Source organism: Microbacterium sp. 22179, assembly GCF_052045715.1.
GTDB classification, from domain to species: Bacteria; Actinomycetota; Actinomycetes; order Actinomycetales; family Microbacteriaceae; genus Microbacterium; species Microbacterium galbinum.
Window position 1 is genome coordinate 118,306 of sequence record NZ_JBQEPJ010000001.1, and the last position, 22,020, is coordinate 140,325.

The following is a 22,020-nucleotide window of genomic DNA, read 5'->3' on the forward strand; positions in this document are numbered from 1 at the left end:
CTGAGACATCGATGAAGGAGGAGCCGTGGTACGACGACCGGCTCCTCCTTCGGCGTCTCCGGGGCAATCCGCGACGGCATCCGGAAAGGCTTCCGTGACCACGCCCGCGTCGCGCCGTCGTCGCGGGGCCGAGGCGAAGGTCGACGTGCGGGAGTGGGCCGCCGGCATCCGTCTCTCGGCGTTCTCGGTCATCATGCTGTCGCTCGTGGTGCTGGGTGCCTGGGTGCTCGTGCCGACGCTCGGCACGTTCATCGACCAGCGGCAGAAGATCGCTGCCCTCGAGGCTTCGGTGCAGGTCAGCGAGGAGCAGATCGCCGAACTCGAGCAGGAGCGCGAACGCTGGGACGACCCGGCGTACATCACGACGCAGGCGCGTGAGCGCCTCTACTACGTCAAGCCCGGCGAGGTCGTCTTCCTCATCGACAACGACCTCGACGCCACCGACCTCCCGCGCGAGCAGGAGCCGGTGAGCGACACGCTCGAGGAGAAGCCGGCCGACTGGATGCCGCAACTCCTGCGCACCCTGGTGTCGAGCGGTCTGAGCGACACCGCCGCCGTCGCGCAGTGACCGGCGCTCCGAGCATCCTCTCGGCAGCCTCCCCTACGCTGGTGGGGTGACCACGCCGCCTTTCCCCGCGCCCACCGCCGCCGAGCTCGCCGTCGTGTCGGCCCAGCTCGGGCGCCCCGTCCGCGGAGTCGTCGGCATCGCCGCGCGCTGCGCCTGCGGCAACCCGACGGTCGTCTCCACGACGCCCCGCCTGCCCGACGGAACCCCGTTCCCGACGTTCTACTACCTGACGCATCCGGCGGCGACGGCCGCGATGTCGACGCTCGAGGCCACGCAGGTGATGCCCGAGCTCGCCGCGCTCCTCGAGACCGATGACGACGTGGCCGCCGGCTACCTCGCCGCGCACCGGGCGTATCTCGCCGACCGCGCGCAGTTCGGCGAGGTCACCGAGATCGACGGGATCTCCGCCGGGGGAATGCCGACGCGCGTGAAGTGCCTGCACGCACTCGCCGGGCACGCGCTCGCGGCAGGGCCGGGAGTCAACCCGATCGGCGATCTCGCCCTCGCCCGCTCGAGCTGGTCGCCCGAGGTGTGCCGCTGCGATGCGCCCGGAGCGGCGCTCCGCGACGAGACGGATCCGTCGGCGTGACGGTCCGGCGGACGCTGCGCACCACCGCCGCGGCGGCGCTGGTGGCGGTGTCCGTCCTGCTCCTGGGCGCGACGGCGACCCCCACTCCGACTCCGGGGCCGGGCACCGGTCCCGTGCCCGACGATCCCTCCGATCCGGTGCGGGCGCAGGAGTACTGGCTCGACGGCGCACGGATTCGCGAAGCCTGGCAGACGACGCGTGGAGAAGGCGTCACGATCGCGGTGATCGACACCGGCATCGGCAAGGTGCCCGAGGCCTTCGGCGACGCGGTCATCGGCGGCACCGACGTGTCGGGAACCGGATCGCCAGACGGCCGCACCGCGTTGGGCGCGGTCGACGGCAACCACGGCTCCTGGGTCGCGTCGCTCGCGGCCGCCCGAGGTGCCGCCGACGGCACCGGCATGATCGGGGTCGCCCCCGAAGCGAATCTCCTGTCGATATCGGTCGGCTTCGGGGCAGCGGCCGCCGTGCCCTTCAGCGAGCAGGTCGCCGAGGCGATGCGCTGGGCGGTCGATCACGGCGCCGACGTGATCAACCTCTCCTTCACCACGAACACGCTCGACTGGGACGAGAGCTGGGACGACGCGTTCCTCTACGCCTTCGACCACGATGTCGTCGTGGTGGTCGCCGCCGGCAACCGGGGGAGTGGCACGAGCATCATCGGTGCTCCCGCGACCATCCCGGGCGTGCTCACGGTCGGCGGCGTGGACCAGACCGGCACGGCCAGCGTCGAGGCGTCGACGCAGGGCATCACGATCGGCATCTCGGCGCCGAGCGAGGGGCTGCTGGGCATCTCGGCCGACGGCAAGCTCGCCTCCTGGAACGGCACCAGCGGCGCAGCACCGATCGTCGCGGGCATCGCCGCGCTGATCCGGTCGGCCCACCCCGACATCCAGGCCATCGATGTGATCAACCGCATCATCAAGACCGCGATCCCGGTGCCCGGTGTCACCGAGGTCCCCGATCCGCTCTACGGATACGGACTCGTGGATGCCGCGGCGGCGATCTCCGCCGATCTCCCCTCGGTCGACAAGAACCCGATGGGAGATCTCGCCGAGTGGGTGCGGCTCTATCGCCGGGCCGCGGCGGCCGATCCCGAGCCGGAACCCGAGGCGACGCCGGTGGAGGTTCCCCCGCTCCCCGCCGCCGACGCACCGACCGAACCGGGTTCCCCGCTCCTTCCCAGCGCCGATTCACTGCGCTACGGTACCCTGCCGCTCGTCGCACTCACAGTCCCTGGTATCCTGGTGGGGCTTGGCGTCACCGCAGCTGCCCGGCGCATCCGATCGGCGCGCGTTCGACGTACGCCACATTCCTGACTCCGAGGAGTTGTCCCCCTGTGCCTCAGAACAGCACTGTGCCCAAGATTCTGATCGTCGGTGGAGGCTACGCAGGCTTCTACAGCGCATGGAAGCTCGAGAAGCACCTGCGCAAGGGCGAAGCCGACGTCACCATGGTCGACCCGCTGCCGTACATGACGTACCAGCCGTTCCTGCCCGAGGTCGCCGCAGGTTCGATCGAAGCGCGTCACTCGGTCGTCGCGCACCGTCGCCACCTCAAGCGCACGAACGTGATCACCGCCAAGGTGACGAACATCAACCACGCCGAGAAGGTCGCCACGATCACGCCGCCGTCGGGTGAGCCGTACGAGTTCGCCTACGACCAGATCGTCGTCACCGCCGGTGCCGTGTCGCGCACGTTCCCGATCCCGGGCATCGCCGACAACGCGATCGGCCTCAAGACGATCGAAGAGGCCGTCGCGATCCGCGACCGCGTCATGTCGAACTTCGACAAGGCCGCGTCGCTGCCCGCCGGCCCCGAGCGCGACCGCCTGCTGACCGTCGTCGTCGTCGGTGGCGGGTTCGCCGGCATCGAGGTGTTCGCCGAGCTGCGCTCGCTCGCCTCGTCCCTCGTCGGCAAGTACCCGCAGCTGAGCTTCGAGGACACCCACTTCCACCTCATCGAGGCGATGGGCCGCATCATGCCCGAGGTCTCGCTGCCGACCAGCGAGTGGGTGCTCAAGGACCTCGCCAAGCGCGGCGCCAACGTGCACCTCGACACGCAGCTCACGAGCGCGGTCGACGGCAACGTCGAGCTGTCGACCGGTGAGGTCATTCCGACCGACGTGATCGTCTGGACCGCCGGTGTCATGGCGAACCCGACCGTCGTGCGCGGCGGCGACCTGCCCGTCGAGGAGCGCGGCCGCATCCAGACCCGCGCTGACCTGCGCGTCGGAACCCCGGAGGCCTTCGTCGAGGGCGCCTGGGCCGCCGGTGACGTCTCGGCCGTCCCCGACCTCTCGGGCGGTGGCGTCGGCGGCTTCTGCGTGCCGAACGCGCAGCACGCCGTGCGTCAGGCCAAGCTGCTCGCGAAGAACCTCGTGGCCGTCCTCCGTGGTGAGGACCCCAAGGAGTACTTCCACAAGAACCTGGGTGCCGTCGCCGGTCTCGGCCTCTACAACGGTGTGTTCCAGTCCGGGAAGATCGCGCTCAAGGGCTTCGTCGCCTGGGTCGCGCACCGTGGCTACCACGGGCTGGCGATGCCGACGTGGGAGCGCAAGTGGCGCGTGCTGTGGGGCTGGTGGAACAACCTGTGGCTCGGTCGCGACATCGTGAACCTGCAGACCGTGCAGAACCCGCGCTACGTCTTCGAAGAGTTCGCCGCTCGTCCGCGTCCGGCCGCTCCGGCCGTAGCGCCCGCCGCCGAGACGGCTCCGGCCAAGACGGATGCCGCAGCCGAGAAGGCCGAGAAGGCTCCGGCTGACAAGGCTCCGGCTGACAAGGCTCCGGCGAAGAAGGCTCCGGCCAAGAAGCCCGCCGCGAAGAAGCCGGCTGCCGAGAAGGCCGCCGAGCCCGCCGCAGCGAAGTAATCCGCGTCATCGAACGCCCCGACTCCCGCCCGGAGTCGGGGCGTTCGTGCGTCACCCCGTATTCGCACGGGGCTCATAGGTGCGGTCGCTACTCTCGGGCATGCAAGGGGAGTACTCCCGTCTGCGGTGGTGTCGTCATTACGGACATGTCGATGTGTCCCGGCCCACCGGCCCCGTCCGGGGTGGAGGAGACCTGGCTTCCGCCGTCGCGGACAGCCGTGGATCCCTCGTCTCCTCCCGTCGTGGTTCCCGTGGTCGTCCGCACACGACCCGAAGGAATCGCATCATGGGAAAGCTCTCCCGCCTCATCGGAATGGCCACGCAGGCGCTCGACCTCGACTCCGGTGACCGCCGCCGGGATCAGACCGCGCCGCAGACCGCGGCTCCGCGACAGTCGGCGCGCGGCCACGACCCTTACTCGCCGCCGCCCGCGCCGGGAGCGTATGCCGCCGCTCCGCGCGCCGGCGCCGCGGCCTCCGATGCCGACCGCGCGGCGATCGCGCGCTACGACTACCTGATGCAGACCGCCGACCCGCAGCGCATCGAGCAGATGCACCGTGAGGCGTTCGAGCGCCTCACCCCAGCGCAGCGTGCACACATCGAAGACCGCATGCGCGTGGAGCTTCCTCCGCACGAGCGCCCGGCATCCGCCTCGGCCGACAACCTCGCCCGGGCGGCCGGACGAGCCGAGGCGGCGAAGCCCGGACGGATGCGGGGGCTGCTCTCCCGCGTCCGCGGCGGCGGACGCGGGCTCGGCGCCGCGGGAGCTGTCGGTGGCGCAGCGGTCGGTGTGCTCGGGGCGGTCGCGGGCGGGGCGGTGCTCAGCACCGTCGCCGGCCCGCTGCTCGACCAGGCGGCGAGCCTGGGCGTCGACTTCACCGCGCTCGCCGAGGGCGTCGATCTCGAGGCGATCGCGGCCGGTGTCGACGTCGAGGGCCTCGCGGGCGCGGCCGAGGGCGTCGTTGGTTCGGCTGGCGAGGCGGTCAGTGGGCTGGGCGAGACGGCGAGCGGCTGGGGCGACAAGCTCGGGGAGCTCGGGCTTCCCGACATCCGCGATCTCTTCGGGCGGTGATCCGCGACCACGAGGAGTGCCCCCGCTGGGACTCGAACCCAGACTGAAGCGATTTTAAGTCGCCTGCCTCTGCCATTGGGCTACGGGGGCCTCGTCGTGGCCAGCCTATCGAAGCCTTCGTGTGCGATCCGGTCCCGCGATCCGTGACCCTGAGTACGAGAAGCCGTAGGGTGGGGGAGTGCTCGACCTCACAGCCGAACTGAGCCCCGATCCACACCGCACCGGGGTGTCCCCCGAGTGGGAGGACCCCGCGAGGTACTGGCCGCGCATGTCGGCCGCGACCGCGCATCTGCCGGCCCCCGTGGCCGTGATCGATCGTGACGCGCTCCGCTACAACGCGATGGACATGCTCGTTCGCGCGGGGGGTCTGCCGATCCGGGTCGCGTCGAAGTCGGTGCGTGTGCGCGCCGTGCTCGACGCGGTGCTGGCTCTTCCGGGCTACCGGGGCATCCTCGCCTTCACGCTCGCCGAGGCGCTGTGGCTGGCCGAGACGCACGACGACATCGTCATCGGCTATCCCACGGTCGACCGGGCCGCACTCGTGCGGCTCTTCGCCGACGAGCAGGCGACTCGGCGCGTCACCCTGATGGTCGATGACCCTGCGCACCTCGATTTCATCGACAGCGTCGCCGGTCCCGGTCGTCGGCCGGAGATCCGCGTCGCGATCGACGTCGACGCGTCGTGGCGCTCGGCCCTGCTCGGTCACATCGGGGTTCGCCGCTCGGCCCTCTTCAGTGCGGGTGAGGTCGCGGCGTTCGCCCGCGAAGTGGCGGCGCGCCCCGGGTTCCGACTGGTCGGGTTGCAGATGTACGACGCTCAGATCGCCGGACAGGGTGACGACGCAGGGTCTGATGCTCCGCTCATCCGTCTCGTCCAGGCCCGTTCACGGGCCGAATTGCGGGAGCGGCGGGCCGCTATCGTCTCGGCGGTCGCCGAGGTCGCCCACCTCGACTTCCTCAACGGCGGCGGCACGGGTTCGCTCGAGTTCACGGCGAGTGACGAGTCGCTCACCGAAGCGAGCGCCGGGAGCGGTCTTCTCGGGGGCCACCTCTTCGACGGGTACCGCTCGTTCCGACCCGCACCGGCATCCGCGTTCGCGTTCGACGTCGTGCGACGCCCCGCCGCCGACATCGCCACCGTGCTCGGCGGGGGATGGATCGCGTCGGGTCCTCCCGTCGCCTCCCGTCAGCCCCGGCCGGTGTGGCCGGAGGGGCTGCGCACCCTGCCGCGCGAAGCCGCGGGCGAGGTGCAGACGCCGTTGCAGGGCCCCGCTGCCGCCTCGCTCGGTGTCGGCGACCGGGTCTGGTTCCGGCACGCGAAGAGCGGCGAACCGGCGGAGCGCATCGACCGCTATCAGCTCGTCTCGGGCGACGAGATCGTCGACGAGCTGCCCACCTATCGCGGCGAAGGAAAGGCGTTCCTGTGACGAGAATCGGCGGCACCTGGCAGAACTGGGGGCGGTCGGCATCCGTCAAGCCCGTCCGTGTCGAGCGCCCCCGCACGCCCGAAGGGGTGCAGCGCGCCGTCGTGGCCGCCGCCTCGCAGGGGCTGACGATCAAGGCCGTCGGCGCCGGGCACAGTTTCACCGGGATCGCGGTCGCGCCGGGCGTGCTGCTCGAGCTCGACGATCTGCAGGGCCTCGTGTCGGCGGACGCCACGACCGGCCGCGTGACCCTGCTCGCCGGCACTCGTCTGCACCGCATCCCCGGTCTGCTCGCCCCGTTCGGCCTTGCGATGGAGAACCTGGGCGACATCGACCGGCAGTCGATCTCCGGGGCGATCTCCACGGGAACGCACGGCACGGGTACCGGTTTCGGGGGACTCGCAACGCAGGTCGTCGGCGTCACCCTGGTGACCGCCGCGGGCGAGTTCCTCCGGGTCGACGACGAGCAGAACAGCGATCTGCTTCCCGCCGTCGCTCTCGGACTCGGAGCCCTCGGGATCCTCGTCGAGGTGACGCTGCAGTGCGTTCCCGCCTTCGTACTGCACGCCGTCGATGCGCCCGCCCCGCTCACAGATGTGCTCGCGACGCTCCACGATCGCGCGGCGGCATCGGATCACTTCGAGTTCTACTGGTTCCCGCACACCGACGTCGCGCTCACGAAGCGGCAGACCCGTCTCGACGAGTCGGCGGTGCGCAAGCCGCTCCCTCTCTTCGGCAAGTGGGTCGACGAGTCGCTGCTCTCGAACGGCGTCTACCGCGCGGTGTGCGCCGCGGGCCAGGTGGTGCCCGCGGTCACGCCCCCGTTCAGCCGCCTCGCCGTCAAGCTCACGGGCGATCGGGAGTACACCGACCGCTCGCACCGGGTGCTCACGCAGTCGCGCAACGTGCGCTTCCGCGAGATGGAGTACGCCGTGCCGGCGGAGCGGATCGTTCCGGTGTTCCGCGCCGTGCAGGCGCTGATCGCTCAGCGCGGATGGCGCATCGAGTTCCCGCTCGAGGTGCGGTTCGCGGCGGAGGACGACCGCTGGTTGTCGACGGCCTACGGGAGAGCCAGCGCCTACATCGCCGTGCACCGCTACTGGCGGGCCGACCCCACGGAGTACTTCGAGGCGGTCGAGCAGATCATGCACGAGCACGGCGGGCGCCCGCACTGGGGGAAGCTGCACACGCTGAACGCCGATCAGCTGCGTGAGCGGTATCCCCGATTCGACGATTTCGTCGCGCTGCGCGACCGGCTCGACCCCGATCGGCTCTTCCGCAATCGGTATCTCGATCGCGTTCTCGGAGCCTGAACGCATTCACAGGTCGGAGACGCGTCATGCCCAGTCCACGTGCAGGCGCGGTGGATAGGATGAAAGAAACACGAGGAAGGGTGGGCCTCTGATGGAATGGCTCGTGCCGGTACTGATCATCGTCGGCGTGATTCTGCTGGTCGGCATCTATCTGTGGGCCACGTACAACTCGCTGGTTCAGTTGAACGTCCGCGTCGATGAGGCATGGAGCGGCATCACCGTCCAGCTCAAGCGTCGAGCCGACCTCATCCCCAACCTCATCGAGACCGTCAAAGGCTATGCCTCGCACGAGAAGGCCGTCTTCGAGAACGTGACCCGTGCGCGCGCCGAGACGCTCTCCGCGAGCGGACCCGGTGCGGCCGGTATCGCCGAGGGCCACCTGCAGCAGGCGTTGCGCAGCCTGTTCGCCGTCGCCGAGGCGTACCCGCAGCTGCAGGCCAGCACGAACTTCCTCCAGGTGCAGCAGGCTCTCGTCGACACCGAAGACAAGATCCAGGCTGCGCGCCGTTTCTACAACGGCGGTGTGCGCGAGCTCAACACCAAGATCAAGGTGTTCCCGAACAACCTCTTCGCCAAGGGCCTGGGATTCACCGAGCGCGAGTTCTTCGAGGTCGCTGACAGCGGAGCGATCTCCGAGCCGCCGCGCGTCCAGTTCTGATCGAGTTCCGCGTTCCGCTTTCGTGAATGACCCTCACCACACGGTGAGGGTCATCTCGTTTCCGGCGAACGTCACGTCTCCCCGCACCGCCCAGTCCTCGCTGCGATAGGTGGTCGTGCGCGAACCGCCGTCGCGGGCGGTGCCGGTAAGGGTCGCCACGAGCTCTCCGCCGCTTGCGGTGAAGCTCGCGCCGTCGTCGGCGAGCACGACGGTCGGCATCGTGTCGATGCGGAATGCGACGTCGTCGACCGTGCGGAACTCGGTGCCCCAGGGGATGCGGATGCCGCAGCCGTCGGCCGGGAGGGCCGTTTCCGCCGCGCATGCCTCGAGGAGTTCGTCGAGTCGCTGCTGCGCCGCTTCCGTCGCCTCGGGCCGCAGCGAGGTCTCGACCTCGACGTCGTCGGCTGCGCCCGGAAGCGCCACGACGTCGATCGACCCCGACAGGTATGCGGTCGGCGCGGCCGCGACCGTGTAGACGGCGGGGATGAGGACGAGCGCCTCGGAGGCGTCGAGCACCGTGCCTTCGACCGCAACGGCCGTACCCGCGGTCGTCGAGACCGTCACCTCGGCGAGGCCCGATCCGTCCGGGACCCACCGACCGTCGGAACGGGTGAGAGCGAGGTCGGCGCCGTGCTCGGCATCACCCAGCACGAACGACACGTGCGCCACCGCGGTGGATCCCATCTCCTCTACCGAGACCACGGTGGCCTCGGAGATGACCGAATCCGCTCCGTCGAACGCCTGCAGCGCCTCGTCCGAGACGTCGATCCCGGTGGCCTGCACCGCCGCGGCGTCGCCGGACTCGAGCGCCCGGAGATACGCGTGCGCGGCCTCCTCGGCGGAGCCCGCCCGCGACTGCGCCAGCCAGATCACGATGCCCGCACCGACGAGGAGCACGGCGGCGATCGCGGCGACGAGCCATACCCAGGGCCGAGTGCGCCTGCGTCGTGGGCTCGGACGCGGATCCGTCGTGTTCCGGTCGGTCATCCGTCGGCCTCCCGAGCATGAACGTGCCGGCGAACGACGCCGCCGAGGGCGTGCAGCGCTCCGTGGATCGCGTCGGACGCGTCGCCCCAGCCCGACACCGATACGTGCTCGAGCCGCTGCCAGGCGGCGGCGAGAGCGAGTTCGCGGGCGATCGGTTCGGCGTCTTCGGGTCGGGCCTGCGGCTCCCACCAGGCCGACTGCACCTGCAGCGTGGACGTGGAACGGTCGGCCTTGAGATCGACGCGGGCCACGATGCGGTCGCCGACGAGCACGGGCAACGAGTAGTAGCCGTAGCGACGTTTCTCGGCCGGGACGTAGATCTCGATGCGGTAGTCGAGGTCGAAGGTGCGCAGCGCTCGATCGCGGAACCACACGACGGGATCGAACGGGGTGAGCAGAGCGGCGCTCCCGAGGGCGCGGGGCAGGACGCTGTCCCGATGCCGCCAGGCGGGGAGGGGGCGCCCGCCGCGCTCCCATCCGCGAACCCGTACGGGGAGGAGCTCACCGGCATCCGAGAGATCGGCGATCGCTTCGGAGACCGCGGCGCGGTCGCGGATGCGGTAGTAGTCGGCGAGGTCGGACTGCGTCGCGACGCCGGACGAACGTGCGGCGCGGCGCACGAGCTCGCGGATCGCATCAGAGCGGGGAATCGTCCGGGCGCGCACATCGGCGGGGATCACGTGCTCGGCAAGAGCATAGGTGCGCTCGAATCCCTTGCGACCGCTGATCGCCACGTCGCCCGTGCGCCAGAGGTGCTCGAGGGCGAGTTTGACGTCGTCCCAGTCCCACCACGTCCCTCGCTCGCGCGGTGCATCTTCGCGCAGGTCCACCGGCCGCAGCGGGCCGCGGGCGCGCAATTCATCCTGCACCCAGGTCAGGGTGCGCGCGTTCTGGCTCATCCAGGACTCGTCGCCCGACCAGCGTCGGCGGAAGTCGTCCATCCGGAACTGCCAGAGCGGCCAGTCCTCGATCGGGATGAACGTCGCCTCGTGGGCGAGGTACTCGACGTAGTGGGTGGTGCGTGAGAGGAACACGCGGTCGAGGAGGGCCGGCTCGTAGGCGCCCAGACGGGAGAACAAGGGCATGTAATGCGACCGGGCGAAGACGTTGACGGAGTCGATCTGCAGCACACCGAGTCGCTCCATCGCCCGGTGCACGTGCCGCGAGGAGACGTCTTTCGGGCGGGCACGTGTGAACCCCTGAGCGGCGAGGGCGATGCGCCGCGCCTGAGCGGCGCTGAGGGTTTCGGTCACGTCGGAAAGCGTAGCCCCGGCCGCCGACATCGCGGGCGCGTGACCGGCCGCCGAAGGATGCGTCTGACGGCATACGGCATCGCCGTAGACTTGGGCGATGAGCGACGAGCAGCGACCGCGGTTGAGGGATCTCCTGCGTCCGCGCCCGGTCTCGACCGACCGGACGGTGACGACCGAGGCGGAGGAGGCCGTGCCCCTCCCGTTGCGCATCACGGCGGGTTACGCGTGGCGTCTGCTCCTGATCGCCGCGGTCGTCGCGGGGTTCATCTGGATCGTCATCCAGCTCAAGCTGCTCGTGATCCCGCTGATGGTCGGCATCCTCATCACCGCTCTGCTGTGGCCCGCGTTCGAGTGGATGCTGCGGCATCGGTTCCCCCGGTGGCTCGCCGTCGCGATCTCGATCCTCGGCACGATCGCGATCGTCTCGACCCTGCTCTGGCTCGTGATCTGGCAGATCCGCGCCCAGCTCCCGGACGTGCAGGCGCGCACGGGGGCCGCGGTCGAGCAGTTCCGGCAGTTCCTCCTCGACGGTCCGCTGCACCTGACCGAGAAGCAGATCCAGGGCTACATCGATCAGGCGTTCGAACTCGTCAACGAGCAGGCCCAGCTCCTCCTCAACGGGGCTCTCGCCGTCGGAACCACGGCCGCCCACGTCGTGACCGGAGCCGTCCTGTCGCTGTTCATCCTCATCTGCCTGCTGGCCGACGGAGCGGGGATCTGGCGGTGGACGCTCCGGCTGTTCCCGCGCAAGGCGCGTCCCGCCGCTGACAGCGCGGCCCACAACGGCTGGTCGACGATCGTCAACTACGCACGCACGCAGCTGCTCGTCGCCGCGATCGACGCGGTCGGCATCGGCACCGGAGCGGCCCTTCTCGGTGTTCCCCTCGCCCTCCCCGTCGCGGTGCTCGTCTTCCTCGGATCTTTCATCCCGATCGTCGGTGCCGTCGTGACCGGCGCGATCGCGGTGCTGCTCGCCCTTGTCTACAACGGCCCGTGGATCGCCCTGGCGATGCTCATCGTCGTGCTCGGGGTCCAACAGCTCGAGGGCCATGTCCTGCAGCCGATCCTGATGGGGTCCGCCGTGAAGGTGCACCCCCTGGCGGTCGTGCTGGTGGTGGCCGGAGGATCCATGATCGGCGGCATCCCCGGCGCACTGTTCGCCGTGCCGCTGGCCGCATTCGTGAACGTGGCCGCCGTGACCGTCAGCACCGGGTCGTGGCGCACCGGAGACCAACCAGATGCAGATCTGATCTGGAGCACAGTACCGCGACAGCGGAGACGGAGAAATCGATGAGCGCAGTCCCCAGCCTGACCGAGTTCGAGCACGCAGCTCAGAGTCTGGCTGAGGTGATCTCGCACACGCCCACGCTGCCCTCCCGCGCCCTGTCGGACATCCTCGGCGCACCGGTGCTGCTGAAGATGGAGAACCTGCAGCGCACCGGCTCCTTCAAGATCCGCGGCGCGGCCTACCGGCTGTCGCGGCTGAGCGCCGAAGAGCGCTCTCGCGGCGTGGTCGCGGCGTCCGCAGGCAACCACGCGCAGGGCGTCGCGCTCGCCGCCCAAGCGCTGGGCATCCCGGCGACGATCTTCATGCCGCTGGGCGTGCCGGTGCCCAAGCTGCTCGCCACGCGCGGCTACGGCGCCGAGGTCGTGCTCGAGGGCGAGACGGTCGCCACCTCGTTGCGACTGGCCGCGGAGTTCGCCGAGCGGACCGGAGCCGTGCTCATCCCACCGTTCGACCACCGCGACGTGGTGATCGGCCAGGGCACGCTCGGTCTCGAGCTGCTCGCCGACGCCCCCGAGGTCGACACGATCGTGCTCGGCATCGGCGGGGGAGGGCTCATCGCCGGCGTTGCCGCGGCGGTCAAGGCGCGCGCCGCCGAACTGGGCCGCGAGGTGCGCATCATCGGTGTGCAGGCCGAGAACGCCGCGGCCGTGCCGCCGTCGCTCGCAGCCGGCCACCCGGTCGATATCGAGACGCGTCCGACCATCGCCGACGGCATCCTCGTCGCCCGTCCCGGGGCGATCCCGTTCGACATCATCAAGGACCTCGTCGATGAGGTCGTGACCGTCTCCGACGACGATCTGGCCCGGGCGATCCTCATCCTCCTCGAGCAGGCGAAGGTCGTCGTCGAGCCCGCGGGCGCGGCGGGTGTCGCCGCGATCCTGTCGGGGAAGATCGAGGCGACGGGCACGACGATGGCGGTGCTGTCGGGAGGGAACATCGATCCGCTCCTGCTGCAGCGCGTCGTCTCGCACGGTCTCGCCGCCTCCGGCCGCTACCTGACCATCCGCATCCCCCTCCCGGATCGTCCCGGCCAGCTCGCGCGCGTCTCGGAGCTGATCGCGGAGGCGGGAGCGAACGTCATCGAGGCGATGCACACGCGTCACGGGCATGGTCTGCAGATCAGCGACGTGATCCTCGAACTCAGCGTCGAGACCCGCGGACCCGAGCACTCCGAGCACACGCTCGACACGCTCCGCCGCGAGGGTTTCGAGCCCATCGTCGTTCCGGACTGACGTCGAACGCAGAACGCCCCTCGTGCCTGCGGGCCGAGGGGCGTTCTTCGTTCGAGGGGGTGTCAGCCGGTGTACGTCTCGACGTTCACGATCTCGACCGAGATCGAGCGCCCGTTGGGAGCCTCGTACGACGACTTCTCGCCGACCTTCAGGCCGAGGATGGCCTGTCCGAGCGGGCTGGCCTCGCTGTACACGTCGAGGTCGCTGCCGACCGCGATCTCGCGGCTGCCGAGGAGGAAGACCTCTTCGCCGCCGGCGACGAGCGCCGTGACGACCGTGCCGGGCTCGACGACGCCGCGGCTGGCCGGTGCCTCGCCGACCTTGGCGGTCTTGAGCAGGTTCTCGAGCGTGCGGATGCGCGCCTCCTGCTTGCCCTGCTCGTCCTTCGCGGCGTGGTAGCCGCCGTTCTCCTTGAGATCGCCCTCTTCGCGGGCGGCCTCGATGCGCTTCGCGATCTCGTCGCGGCCCGTGGTGGAGAGGTTCTCGAGCTCGGCGACGAGCCGGTCGTAGGCTTCCTGCGTGAGGAAGGGAACCTGAGCGTCCGTGGACATGACGAAGCTCCTTCTTTCGGTATCGCTCCCGCTCGCGGCGGGGGATATGCCAAGACGCCCCGGCACTTGCCAGGGCGTCGTCGTTCTGCGTCGAGTCTAAGCGACCCAGCAGGTGTTCACCAAACCTGTCGTGGCCTCGGCCACGGTCGGGATGGTGGCGGCGAGGGCCTGCGCGTGGCTTTCGCCGGCGGGGATCTCGACGACCTTCCACCCGACCACGCCGAACTCCTCGTCGAGGGCCTCGACGATGCAGACCACGTCCTTGCCCTGCACGCCGGTGATCTGGAACCGCACGTCGACGCTGTGCTCGTCGACCAGCGTGTATCCCAGGTCGTCGGCATCGACCTGGTTCATCGACTGCGCCACGATGCCCCACCCGTAGCCGCCGACGAGCAGGATCGCCACGATTCCGGCGATGATCCACGGGGCGCGGCGCCTGCGGGTGCGTCCGTACCGTTCGTCGAGCTGCTCTGGGGTCGTCACGCTGCAGGTCTCCCGATCGTTAGGCTGGTGATTACAGGTTATGCGACCTGCGTACGAAAGGCCGATTCATGCTCGCTCTGTCCGAGACCCCGATGCCGACGCCCACGATGACCGTCGACCCGGAGTCCGTCACCCCCGGCTTCGTCGGGTTCGCGGCGATCGTCGTCGTCCTGATCGCCGTCATCCTGCTGATCTGGGACATGAACCGCCGTATCCGCCGCGTGCGCTACCGCGAGGAGGTGCGCGACGAGCTCGACGCCGAAGAGGCCGCCCGCGCCGCCGACGAGGCGACCGAGACGGATGCCGACCTGCCGATCGTGCGCGAGGGTGACGACGACCCTGCAGACGACGGTCCGCGCCCGGCCTGACCGATCAGGCGGGTACTCCGAGCGAGGGCGACAGCGGTGCGAGGGCGATCAGCAGGCACGCCGTCCAGTGGCAGAGGAATGCCAGCACCGTGCACACGTGGAAGATCTCGTGGAAGCCGAAGTGCCCGGGCCACGGGTTCGGCTTCTTGAGCGCGTAGACGACCGCCCCGCCCGTGTAGAGCAGTCCGCCCACGATGACGAGCACCATCATGGCGGCGTTCGCGTTGAGCAGGTCGACGATGTACATCACGGCGGCCCAGCCCAGCAGCAGGTAGAGCGCGACGTACAGCCATCGTGGTGCGTGGATCCAGAACACCCGGAACAGGATCCCCAGCAGGGCGCCGCCCCAGACCAGGAAGAGCAGCAGCGTGCCCTTCTCCGGCGGGAGGGCGAGCGTCGCGAGCGGCGTGTAGGTGCCGGCGATCAGCAGCAGGATGTTCGCGTGATCGATGCGCTTGAGCACGATCTTCGTGCGCGGGCCCCAGTTGAAGCGGTGGTACAGGGCGGAGTTGCCGAAGAGCAGCAACGATGACGCCATGAACACCGCGGCGGCCCACTTGGCGGGCGCTCCCTCCGAGAGGACGATGAGCACGACGCCCGCAGCGATCGCGACGGGGAAGGTACCGGCGTGGACCCATCCGCGCCACGAGGGCTTGACCTCGATCACGGCATCGGCTGCGGCAGCCTCCATGAGGGGCAGCTGAGGGAGGTTGGGGCCGGAGTCTTCGGGAGTGCTCACGTGCACACTCTATGCGCGGTGGCATTCCGCCAGCCGTACATGTCCACAGCATCCGCACCGGCGGCGAGGGAGAGGACGCTGTAGCGTAGGAAGGTGATGTCAGGGGATAACCAGGGGCGTGGGCCGCTGTACCGGCTCTACAGCAACCGGCTGCGCCGCCGCCTCGATCCGGCGTCCGTTCCGCACCACATCGCGATGATGATCGACGGTAACCGTCGATGGGCACGACAGCTCGGCTACGCCACGGCCGCCCACGGACACCGTGCCGGTGCGATCAAGATGCGCGAGTTCCTCGGTTGGTGCGATGAACTCGGCGTCCGCGTGGTATCGCTGTACCTGCTCTCGAGCGACAACCTCCTCAAGCGCGACTCGGCCGAGCTGGCGGATCTGATCGAGATCATCGCCGATCTCGCCGAAGGCCTGTCGCGGGAGGGCAACTGGCGCGTCAAGCACGTCGGGCGCTCCGACATCCTTCCGACGGATCTCGCCCGGGTCCTCGCCGATGCCGAGGAGCGCACGAAGGACCACACAGGACTCCACGTCAACCTCGCCGTCGGCTACGGCGGCCGGAACGAGATCGTCGACGCCGTGCGCAGCATCCTGGTGACGCACGAGGCGTCCGGCGGCACGATGGAGGATCTCGCGGCGCAGCTCACACCGGAGATGATCGGGGAGCACCTCTACACCGGAGGCCAGCCGGATCCCGACCTCGTGATCCGCACGAGCGGCGAGCAGCGCCTCAGCGACTTCCTCCTGTGGCAGAGCGCCCATAGCGAGTTCTACTTCGTCGAGGCTCTCGGACCGGACCTGCGCGAGGTCGACTTCCTCCGGGCGATGCGCGACTTCGCGGATCGGGACCGTCGTTTCGGGCGGTGACGCGACGCCCGAGAGGGAGTCGTCGCCGCGCCGGCATCGTGCCAGACTTACTCGGTGAGCACCATCCACGACTACTTGGCCACGTTCGACGTCGAACCCGGTTATCTCAACTGGGCCGCATTCGGACCGCTGTCGCCGTCGGTGCGCGAGGAGGTCTTCGCCGACGCCGACCTCCTCGGCAGCGGTCGCCCCGCCTCGCTCGCGCTCGTCGCGGAGCGCGTCACCCAGGCGCGCGAGGTCGTCGCCGACATCCTGCAGGCGGATGCCGAGGACGTGACGATGCAGCCGTCGTCGACCCAGGGACTCGCCCAGGCGCTCTACGGCGCACGGGGCACGGTGATCGCCTCGACCGCCGAGTTCCCCAGCGTCAGCCTGACGCTCGATCGCGCGGCGGCCTTCTCGCAGGGCACGGTCGTGCCGCGATGGATCGACCCGGCCGACGGCCGCGTGACCCCGGATGCCGTGGCGGAGGCGCTCGACGACGATGTCACCGCCCTCGCGGTGAGCCACGTCGACTTCCGCACGGGCTACCGTGCCGACCTCGCGGCGCTGCGGGAGGTGATCGGCCCGGACCGACTGCTCATCGTCGACGCCGTGCAGTCCTTCGGCATCGTCGACACCGACTTCCGCGTCGCCGACGTGGTCGTGGGACACGGTTACAAGTGGCTGCGCGCCGCGCGCGGGACCGGCTTCGCCTGGTTCTCGGATCTGGCGCGCGAGCGCCTCGCCCCGGTGCTCAGCGGGATCACCGGCACCGAGGGGGAGGGGCTCGCGGTCGACGAGCGCCCTGCGCCCGCGGCATCCGCTCGCGCCTTCACGACCAGCGGTCCCGACACGCTCGCGGCGGGTCGTCTGGCCGTCGGCGCGCGCACCGTGCGCGATGCCGGGATCGCGGCGATCGAGGAGCATCTCGCCGACCGCGTCGACGCGGTCATCGAGATCGCCGACCGGCACGGCATCACGGTCGTCTCTCCGCGCGAGCGTGAGCGGCGTGCGGGGATCGTCGCCCTCGCGCCGGAGGAGCCGGCCCGCCTCGCAGCCGCCCTCGCCAACGCCGGTGTCGTGGTGACCGCTCGTGGTTCGGCGGTGCGGTTGGCCCCGCATGCCGGCACAGACGACGAGACCATCCGGATGCTCGACGACGCGCTCGCCGGGTTCGGCAACGAGACGTTCACCATCGCGTAACACTTCGCTGGCGTGTCGAGCCGGGGAAAAGTCGGCGGCTGGTCGTACCTTCAAGGCATCGGGCATGGTGCCCGATCGGGTCGGCCACAGGCAAGCGACTCGTGACCCCCTGGTCGACTCGTTCGAATAGCCGGGATTCCCCGGGTCGGGAGTGGGTCGTGACCACACGTTCAGCGCAGCAGTCCACCAGCACCGCGCAGCAGTCCACCCGTCAGTCGAATCGACGGGCGTCGTCATCGGATCCGGATCAGGATCTCCGCACCTACGTCCTCGACACCTCGGTTCTGCTGAGCGATCCGCAGGCCTTCTTCCGATTCGCCGAGCACTCCGTCGTCCTCCCGGTGGTCGTGATCACCGAGCTCGAGGGCAAGCGCCACGACCCCGAGATCGGATACTTCGCCCGACAGGCGCTCCGGCACCTCGACGACCTGCGCATCGAGCACGGGCGTCTCGATTTCCCGGTCGAGGTCGGCGAGGGCGGCACGCTCCGGGTGGAGCTCGCCAACACCGACTCCTCGGTGCTCCCCGCGGGCATCCGCCTGAGCGACAACGACACCCGCATCCTGTCGGTCGCGATGCATCTCGCCCAGGACGGCCAGGACGTCACGATCGTCTCGAAGGACCTGCCGATGCGGGTGAAGGCGGCGTCGCTCGGGCTCCGAGCCGAGGAATACCTCGCCGAGCAGGCGATCGACTCCGGCTGGACCGGCATCTCGACCCTGAACCTCTCGGGCGACGACATCAGCGACCTGTACGAGAGCGAGGTCGGCATCAGCGAGGAGGCCCGCGGTCTTCCGGTGAACACCGGCCTCATCATCCACTCGGAGCGGGGTTCCGCCCTCGGACGGGTGACCGCGGAGGGCGAGTACAAGCTGGTTCGTGGCGACCGTGACATCTTCGGGATGCACGGGCGCTCGGCCGAGCAGCGGATCGCCATCGACCTGCTCACCGACCCCGACGTCGGCATCGTCTCGCTGGGTGGTCGTGCGGGTACCGGCAAGTCGGCCCTGGCGCTCTGCGCCGGGCTGGAGGCCGTGCTGGAGCGGCAGCAGCAGAAGAAGATCATCGTCTTCCGTCCGCTGTTCGCGGTCGGCGGGCAGGAGCTCGGATACCTCCCGGGCGACCAGGGCGAGAAGATGGGGCCGTGGGGCCAGGCGGTCTTCGACACGCTCGGCTCGGTGGTCTCGGGCAACGTCATGGAGGAGGTCGTCGAACGCGGCATCCTCGAGGTCCTGCCGCTCACGCACATCCGCGGCCGTTCGTTGCACGACGCCTTCGTGATCGTCGACGAGGCCCAGTCCCTCGAGCGCAATGTGCTCCTCACCGTGCTCAGCCGAATGGGTCAGAACTCGCGGGTCATCCTCACGCACGACGTCGGTCAGCGCGACAACCTCCGCGTCGGACGCCACGACGGCATCGCCAGCGTGATCGAAACGTTGAAGGGACACGACCTGTTCGCGCACGTCACGCTCATGCGCTCCGAGCGCTCCGCGATCGCGGCCCTGGTCACCGAACTCCTCGAGGGCGGTGAGCTGAGCTAGCGGGTCGTCCCGTTCGAGAAAGCAAAGAACGCCGGCCCCGAAAGGGACCGGCGTTCTTGCGTGGGCGGACGGATCAGCCCGGGTGCGTCATCGACAGCAGGTCGAGCTTCTCGTCGAGCTGCTCGAGCGTCAGCTCGCCGCGCTCGACGTAGCCGAGATCGATCACGGCGTCGCGCACCGTGATGCCCTGGGCGACCGCGTGCTTGGCGATCTTGGCGGCGGCCTCGTAGCCGATCAGCTTGTTCAACGGCGTCACGATCGACGGGCTCATACCGGCGAACGCGGCCGCGCGGTCGAGGTTCGCCTGCAGGCCGTCGATCGTCTTGTCGGCCAGCACGCGCGAGGCGTTGGAGAGCAGACGGATCGATTCGAGGAGCGCCGTGCCCATGACGGGGATGGCGACGTTCAGCTCGAACGAACCGGATGCTCCCGCCCAGGCGACCGTCGCGTCGTTGCCGATCACGCGCGCGCACACCATCAGCACGGCCTCCGGAACGACCGGGTTGACCTTGCCGGGCATGATCGACGAACCCGGCTGCAGATCGGGGATGTGCAGCTCGCCGAGACCCGTGTTCGGGCCGGAGCCCATCCAGCGCAGATCGTTGTTGATCTTGGTCAGCGAGACGGCGATGGTGCGCAGGGCACCGGATGCCTCGACGAGACCGTCGCGGTTGGCCTGGGCCTCGAAGTGGTCCTTCGCCTCGGTGATCGGCAGTTCGGTCTCGGCTGCGAGCAGCGCGATGACCTTCTGCGGGAAGCCGAGCGGGGTGTTGATGCCGGTGCCGGTGGCGGTGCCGCCGAGCGGGACCTCCGCGACGCGGGGGAGCGCCGACTGCACGCGCTCGATGCCGAGACGCACCTGGCGGGCGTAGCCGCCGAACTCCTGGCCGAGGGTGACCGGGGTCGCATCCATGAGGTGGGTTCGGCCGGACTTCACCGCGTCCTTCCACAGCTCGGCCTTGGCCTCGAGAGCCACGGCGAGGTGGTCGAGCGAGGGGATGAGCGTGTCGATGAGCGCCTGGGTCACCGCGATGTGCACCGAGGTCGGGAAGACGTCGTTCGACGACTGCGAGGCGTTGACGTGGTCGTTGGGGTGCACGTCCGCGCCGAGGATGCGCGTCGCCAGCGTCGCGAGCACCTCGTTCATGTTCATGTTCGACGACGTGCCCGAGCCGGTCTGGTAGGTGTCGACCGGGAACTCGCCGTCGTGGGAGCCGGCGGCGACCTGGTCGGCGGCCTGCGCGATCGCGTCGGCGATGGCGCCGTCGAGCGTGCCGAGCTCCTTGTTGGCGAGCGCGGCGGCCTTCTTGATCCGGGCGAGGGCTGCGATCTGCGTCGACTCCAGCCCCTTGCCCGAGATCGGGAAGTTCTCGACGGCGCGCTGCGTCTGCGCCCCGTAGAGCGCGTTCACGGGCACCCGCACTTCACCCATGGTGTCGTGCTCGATGCGGTACTCGGTATCGGTCATTCCGAACCCTCCTGCGTTTCGGGGTCGATCCCCACGGTGATGACGGGCACGGCCGTGCCCTCGGCCAGACGGTAGTTGGCGCCGACGATGCCCAGGCGGCCCTCGGCGACGGCGCTGCTGATGATCTCGGACGACTGCAGCAGGTCGGCGACGGTGTTGCGCAGGTGCTCCTGGCCGACGAGTTCGGCGTCGATCTCGGCGACCGTCGTGCCGCCGCTCTCGGCGAGCACCTTGCGCGCGGCCGGGACGATCGGGGCGATCAGCTTCCAGATGTGCGGGGGCACGGGTGCCGCGTCGATCGCGGTGCCGTCGATCGCGGCGCGCACGGCACCGCACGAGTCATGGGCGAGAACCACGATCAGCGGCACGTTCAGCACCGCCACCGCGTACTCGAGGCTCGCGACGATCGATTCTCCGATCACCTGGCCGGCGTTGCGCACGACGAACAGGTCGCCGAGTCCGAGGTCGAAGATGATCTCGGCGGCGAGACGCGAGTCCGAGCATCCGAACAGGGTGGCGACCGGGTTCTGGGCCTCGGCGAGTCCCTTGCGGCGGGCGACGTCCTGATTCGGATGCCGCGGCTCCTCGTTCACGAAACGGCGATTGCCGTCGCGCATCTGCTTCCAGGCTGCGGCCGGGGTCAGGTCGTGCGTCATGAGGCCTCCGAGAGGGTGCGGATCTGGGGGGTGAGCGAGGCGGCCAGCTCGGCGGTGGAATCGGCCGACCGCGAGCCGTAGAGCAGCACGTAGTTGTCGCCGGCCTGCGTGCCGAGTGCGTAGGAGATGTTCGAGGCCGAGTCGCCGGGGGTGAAGACGTCCCACTCGATGCCGTCGATCGTGACGGTGTCGGTGGGGGCCGTCCCCTCGAGGCGCTGCGGTGCCCAGCGGGAATCGGCGTCGAAGGCCTGGGCGACCTTGACGAACCCGCGCTCATCCTGGGCGGCAGGGGCGAGCGTGATGTCCCACACGACGGTGGCACCGCTCTGCAGCTCGGCCGCGTTCACCCGCCAGAAGTCGCCGAGTTCGGGCACGATCACCGCGCTGTCCATCGTGTTCTCGACGTCGGCGGCGATGCCGGTGAGGTCGACGGACGGCGCGGATGCCGGCTCACCGCGCGGGACGGCGAAGATGATCACGGCCAGCACGGCGAGGGTCGCCAGCAGTGCGGCGATGAGGCTGCGCACGGTCTGGCTCGACCGATAGGCCTTGCTCGACGCGGCCTTGCGGGCGGCCGTCTCCTCCGGGGTCTCGGGGCGTCCGAGCTCCGCGACGATGGGAGCGGGCTTGTTCATCGCTCGTCCCCGTCGTCGGCAGCGGCGCGGGCGGCGTCGAGTCGGCGCTTGGCGCCGAGGAGCCATTCCTCGCAGCGGGCCGCCAGGGCCTCACCGCGCTCCCAGAGCGCCAGCGACTGCTCGAGGGTCGGCGCGCCCTGTTCGAGTTCGGCGACCACGGTGACCAGCTCGTCACGAGCGGCCTCGAACGTCAGCGTCTCGACAGGGGTATCGTTCAGCGCGCTCACTCCTCCATCCTACGGCGTGCCGTCGCGATCGGTGAGCGG

23 protein-coding genes and 1 tRNA gene are annotated in these 22,020 nt (G+C 69.8%); 14 read left to right on the forward strand and 10 right to left on the reverse strand.

What is annotated here, in order from left to right:
* Nucleotides 1-94: 94 nt before the first annotated feature.
* From ACTJKK_RS00510 to ACTJKK_RS00530, 5 genes are all read left to right on the forward strand, one after another.
* A complete protein-coding gene (locus ACTJKK_RS00510; protein ID WP_247623029.1) occupies nucleotides 95-568 on the forward strand; it encodes an FtsB family cell division protein in 474 nt (157 codons plus the stop codon).
* Nucleotides 569-614: 46 nt separating this feature from the next.
* Nucleotides 615-1,157: a DUF501 domain-containing protein gene (locus tag ACTJKK_RS00515; RefSeq protein ID WP_440746636.1), complete on the forward strand. Its 543-nt coding sequence runs from the start codon at nucleotides 615-617 to the stop codon at nucleotides 1,155-1,157.
* Complete coding sequence (locus ACTJKK_RS00520; protein ID WP_247623027.1) at nucleotides 1,154-2,476, forward strand: S8 family serine peptidase; 1,323 nt, start codon at nucleotides 1,154-1,156, stop codon at nucleotides 2,474-2,476. Before ACTJKK_RS00515 ends, ACTJKK_RS00520 begins: the two co-directional genes overlap by 4 nt.
* Before the next feature lie 38 nt (nucleotides 2,477-2,514).
* Nucleotides 2,515-4,026 carry an NAD(P)/FAD-dependent oxidoreductase gene (locus ACTJKK_RS00525; RefSeq protein ID WP_440746637.1) on the forward strand — a complete coding sequence of 504 codons (1,512 nt, stop codon included), beginning with the start codon at nucleotides 2,515-2,517 and terminating at the stop codon, nucleotides 4,024-4,026.
* Between the two features lie 286 nt (nucleotides 4,027-4,312).
* Complete coding sequence (locus ACTJKK_RS00530; RefSeq protein ID WP_440746638.1) at nucleotides 4,313-5,098, forward strand: cation-transporting ATPase; 786 nt, start codon at nucleotides 4,313-4,315, stop codon at nucleotides 5,096-5,098.
* Between the two features lie 17 nt (nucleotides 5,099-5,115).
* On the opposite strand, the gene ACTJKK_RS00535 is transcribed toward ACTJKK_RS00530, so the two are convergent.
* Nucleotides 5,116-5,188, reverse strand: a tRNA-Leu gene (locus ACTJKK_RS00535).
* An 88-nt stretch (nucleotides 5,189-5,276) separates the two neighbouring features.
* On the opposite strand from ACTJKK_RS00535, the gene ACTJKK_RS00540 reads away from it, so the two are divergent.
* The 3 genes from ACTJKK_RS00540 to ACTJKK_RS00550 all read left to right on the forward strand — a co-directional run bounded on the left by ACTJKK_RS00540 (nucleotide 5,277) and on the right by ACTJKK_RS00550 (nucleotide 8,492).
* Nucleotides 5,277-6,524 carry an alanine racemase gene (locus ACTJKK_RS00540; RefSeq protein WP_440746639.1) on the forward strand — a complete coding sequence of 416 codons (1,248 nt, stop codon included), beginning with the start codon at nucleotides 5,277-5,279 and terminating at the stop codon, nucleotides 6,522-6,524.
* Nucleotides 6,521-7,834: a D-arabinono-1,4-lactone oxidase gene (locus tag ACTJKK_RS00545; protein ID WP_440746640.1), complete on the forward strand. Its 1,314-nt coding sequence runs from the start codon at nucleotides 6,521-6,523 to the stop codon at nucleotides 7,832-7,834. Before ACTJKK_RS00540 ends, ACTJKK_RS00545 begins: the two co-directional genes overlap by 4 nt.
* Nucleotides 7,835-7,925: 91 nt before the next feature.
* Complete coding sequence (locus tag ACTJKK_RS00550) at nucleotides 7,926-8,492, forward strand: LemA family protein (protein ID WP_247623022.1); 567 nt, start codon at nucleotides 7,926-7,928, stop codon at nucleotides 8,490-8,492.
* Nucleotides 8,493-8,525: 33 nt separating this feature from the next.
* On the opposite strand, the gene ACTJKK_RS00555 is transcribed toward ACTJKK_RS00550, so the two are convergent.
* Together ACTJKK_RS00555 and ACTJKK_RS00560 are read right to left on the reverse strand one after the other, a co-directional pair.
* Entirely contained in the window at nucleotides 8,526-9,479 is a 954-nt protein-coding gene (locus tag ACTJKK_RS00555) for a hypothetical protein (RefSeq protein WP_440746641.1), read from the reverse strand.
* Nucleotides 9,476-10,732 (reverse strand): winged helix-turn-helix domain-containing protein, encoded by a 1,257-nt coding sequence (locus ACTJKK_RS00560; protein ID WP_440746642.1) that lies wholly within the window; start codon nucleotides 10,730-10,732, stop codon nucleotides 9,476-9,478. The genes ACTJKK_RS00555 and ACTJKK_RS00560 overlap by 4 nt, the downstream gene beginning before the upstream one ends.
* A gap of 97 nt (nucleotides 10,733-10,829) precedes the next feature.
* Between ACTJKK_RS00560 and ACTJKK_RS00565 the strand changes: the two genes are divergently transcribed.
* Both ACTJKK_RS00565 and ilvA read left to right on the forward strand, forming a co-directional pair.
* On the forward strand, nucleotides 10,830-12,026 hold the full coding sequence (locus ACTJKK_RS00565) for an AI-2E family transporter (RefSeq protein WP_247623019.1): 1,197 nt from the start codon (nucleotides 10,830-10,832) through the stop codon (nucleotides 12,024-12,026).
* Complete coding sequence (gene ilvA, locus ACTJKK_RS00570) at nucleotides 12,023-13,252, forward strand: threonine ammonia-lyase (protein WP_247623018.1); 1,230 nt, start codon at nucleotides 12,023-12,025, stop codon at nucleotides 13,250-13,252. Before ACTJKK_RS00565 ends, ilvA begins: the two co-directional genes overlap by 4 nt.
* A gap of 62 nt (nucleotides 13,253-13,314) precedes the next feature.
* On the opposite strand, the gene greA is transcribed toward ilvA, so the two are convergent.
* Together greA and ACTJKK_RS00580 are read right to left on the reverse strand one after the other, a co-directional pair.
* Nucleotides 13,315-13,803 carry a transcription elongation factor GreA gene (greA, locus tag ACTJKK_RS00575; RefSeq protein ID WP_247623017.1) on the reverse strand — a complete coding sequence of 163 codons (489 nt, stop codon included), beginning with the start codon at nucleotides 13,801-13,803 and terminating at the stop codon, nucleotides 13,315-13,317.
* 96 nt (nucleotides 13,804-13,899) lie between these two features.
* Nucleotides 13,900-14,286: a DUF4307 domain-containing protein gene (locus tag ACTJKK_RS00580; RefSeq protein WP_440746643.1), complete on the reverse strand. Its 387-nt coding sequence runs from the start codon at nucleotides 14,284-14,286 to the stop codon at nucleotides 13,900-13,902.
* Between the two features lie 68 nt (nucleotides 14,287-14,354).
* On the opposite strand from ACTJKK_RS00580, the gene ACTJKK_RS00585 reads away from it, so the two are divergent.
* The gene (locus ACTJKK_RS00585) at nucleotides 14,355-14,654 is read left to right on the forward strand and encodes a hypothetical protein (RefSeq protein ID WP_247623015.1); all 300 of its coding nucleotides are present in this window, start codon (nucleotides 14,355-14,357) and stop codon (nucleotides 14,652-14,654) included.
* 4 nt (nucleotides 14,655-14,658) lie between these two features.
* Here the strand turns inward: ACTJKK_RS00585 and trhA are convergent, their stop codons facing one another.
* Entirely contained in the window at nucleotides 14,659-15,345 is a 687-nt protein-coding gene (gene trhA, locus ACTJKK_RS00590; RefSeq protein ID WP_440747194.1) for a PAQR family membrane homeostasis protein TrhA, read from the reverse strand.
* A 144-nt stretch (nucleotides 15,346-15,489) separates the two neighbouring features.
* Here trhA and ACTJKK_RS00595 point away from each other — a divergent pair, with 144 nt between their 5' ends.
* The 3 genes from ACTJKK_RS00595 (at nucleotide 15,490) to ACTJKK_RS00605 (ending at nucleotide 18,995) form a co-directional block, all read left to right on the forward strand.
* Entirely contained in the window at nucleotides 15,490-16,269 is a 780-nt protein-coding gene (locus ACTJKK_RS00595; protein WP_440746644.1) for an isoprenyl transferase, read from the forward strand.
* 54 nt (nucleotides 16,270-16,323) lie between these two features.
* A complete protein-coding gene (locus ACTJKK_RS00600; protein WP_440746645.1) occupies nucleotides 16,324-17,454 on the forward strand; it encodes an aminotransferase class V-fold PLP-dependent enzyme in 1,131 nt (376 codons plus the stop codon).
* Nucleotides 17,455-17,612: 158 nt separating this feature from the next.
* Nucleotides 17,613-18,995: a PhoH family protein gene (locus tag ACTJKK_RS00605; RefSeq protein ID WP_440746646.1), complete on the forward strand. Its 1,383-nt coding sequence runs from the start codon at nucleotides 17,613-17,615 to the stop codon at nucleotides 18,993-18,995.
* A gap of 73 nt (nucleotides 18,996-19,068) precedes the next feature.
* On the opposite strand, the gene ACTJKK_RS00610 is transcribed toward ACTJKK_RS00605, so the two are convergent.
* The 4 genes from ACTJKK_RS00610 to ACTJKK_RS00625 are packed head-to-tail and all read right to left on the reverse strand — an operon-like array spanning nucleotide 19,069 to nucleotide 21,981.
* On the reverse strand, nucleotides 19,069-20,463 hold the full coding sequence (locus ACTJKK_RS00610; RefSeq protein WP_336640723.1) for a class II fumarate hydratase: 1,395 nt from the start codon (nucleotides 20,461-20,463) through the stop codon (nucleotides 19,069-19,071).
* Complete coding sequence (locus ACTJKK_RS00615; RefSeq protein WP_247632617.1) at nucleotides 20,460-21,119, reverse strand: carbonic anhydrase; 660 nt, start codon at nucleotides 21,117-21,119, stop codon at nucleotides 20,460-20,462. The genes ACTJKK_RS00610 and ACTJKK_RS00615 overlap by 4 nt, the downstream gene beginning before the upstream one ends.
* Entirely contained in the window at nucleotides 21,116-21,754 is a 639-nt protein-coding gene (locus ACTJKK_RS00620; RefSeq protein WP_440746647.1) for a DUF4245 family protein, read from the reverse strand. The genes ACTJKK_RS00615 and ACTJKK_RS00620 overlap by 4 nt, the downstream gene beginning before the upstream one ends.
* Nucleotides 21,751-21,981, reverse strand: coding sequence for an exodeoxyribonuclease VII small subunit (locus ACTJKK_RS00625; RefSeq protein WP_247623009.1), 231 nt, complete (start codon nucleotides 21,979-21,981; stop codon nucleotides 21,751-21,753). The genes ACTJKK_RS00620 and ACTJKK_RS00625 overlap by 4 nt, the downstream gene beginning before the upstream one ends.
* Between the last annotated feature and the right edge of the window lie 39 nt (nucleotides 21,982-22,020).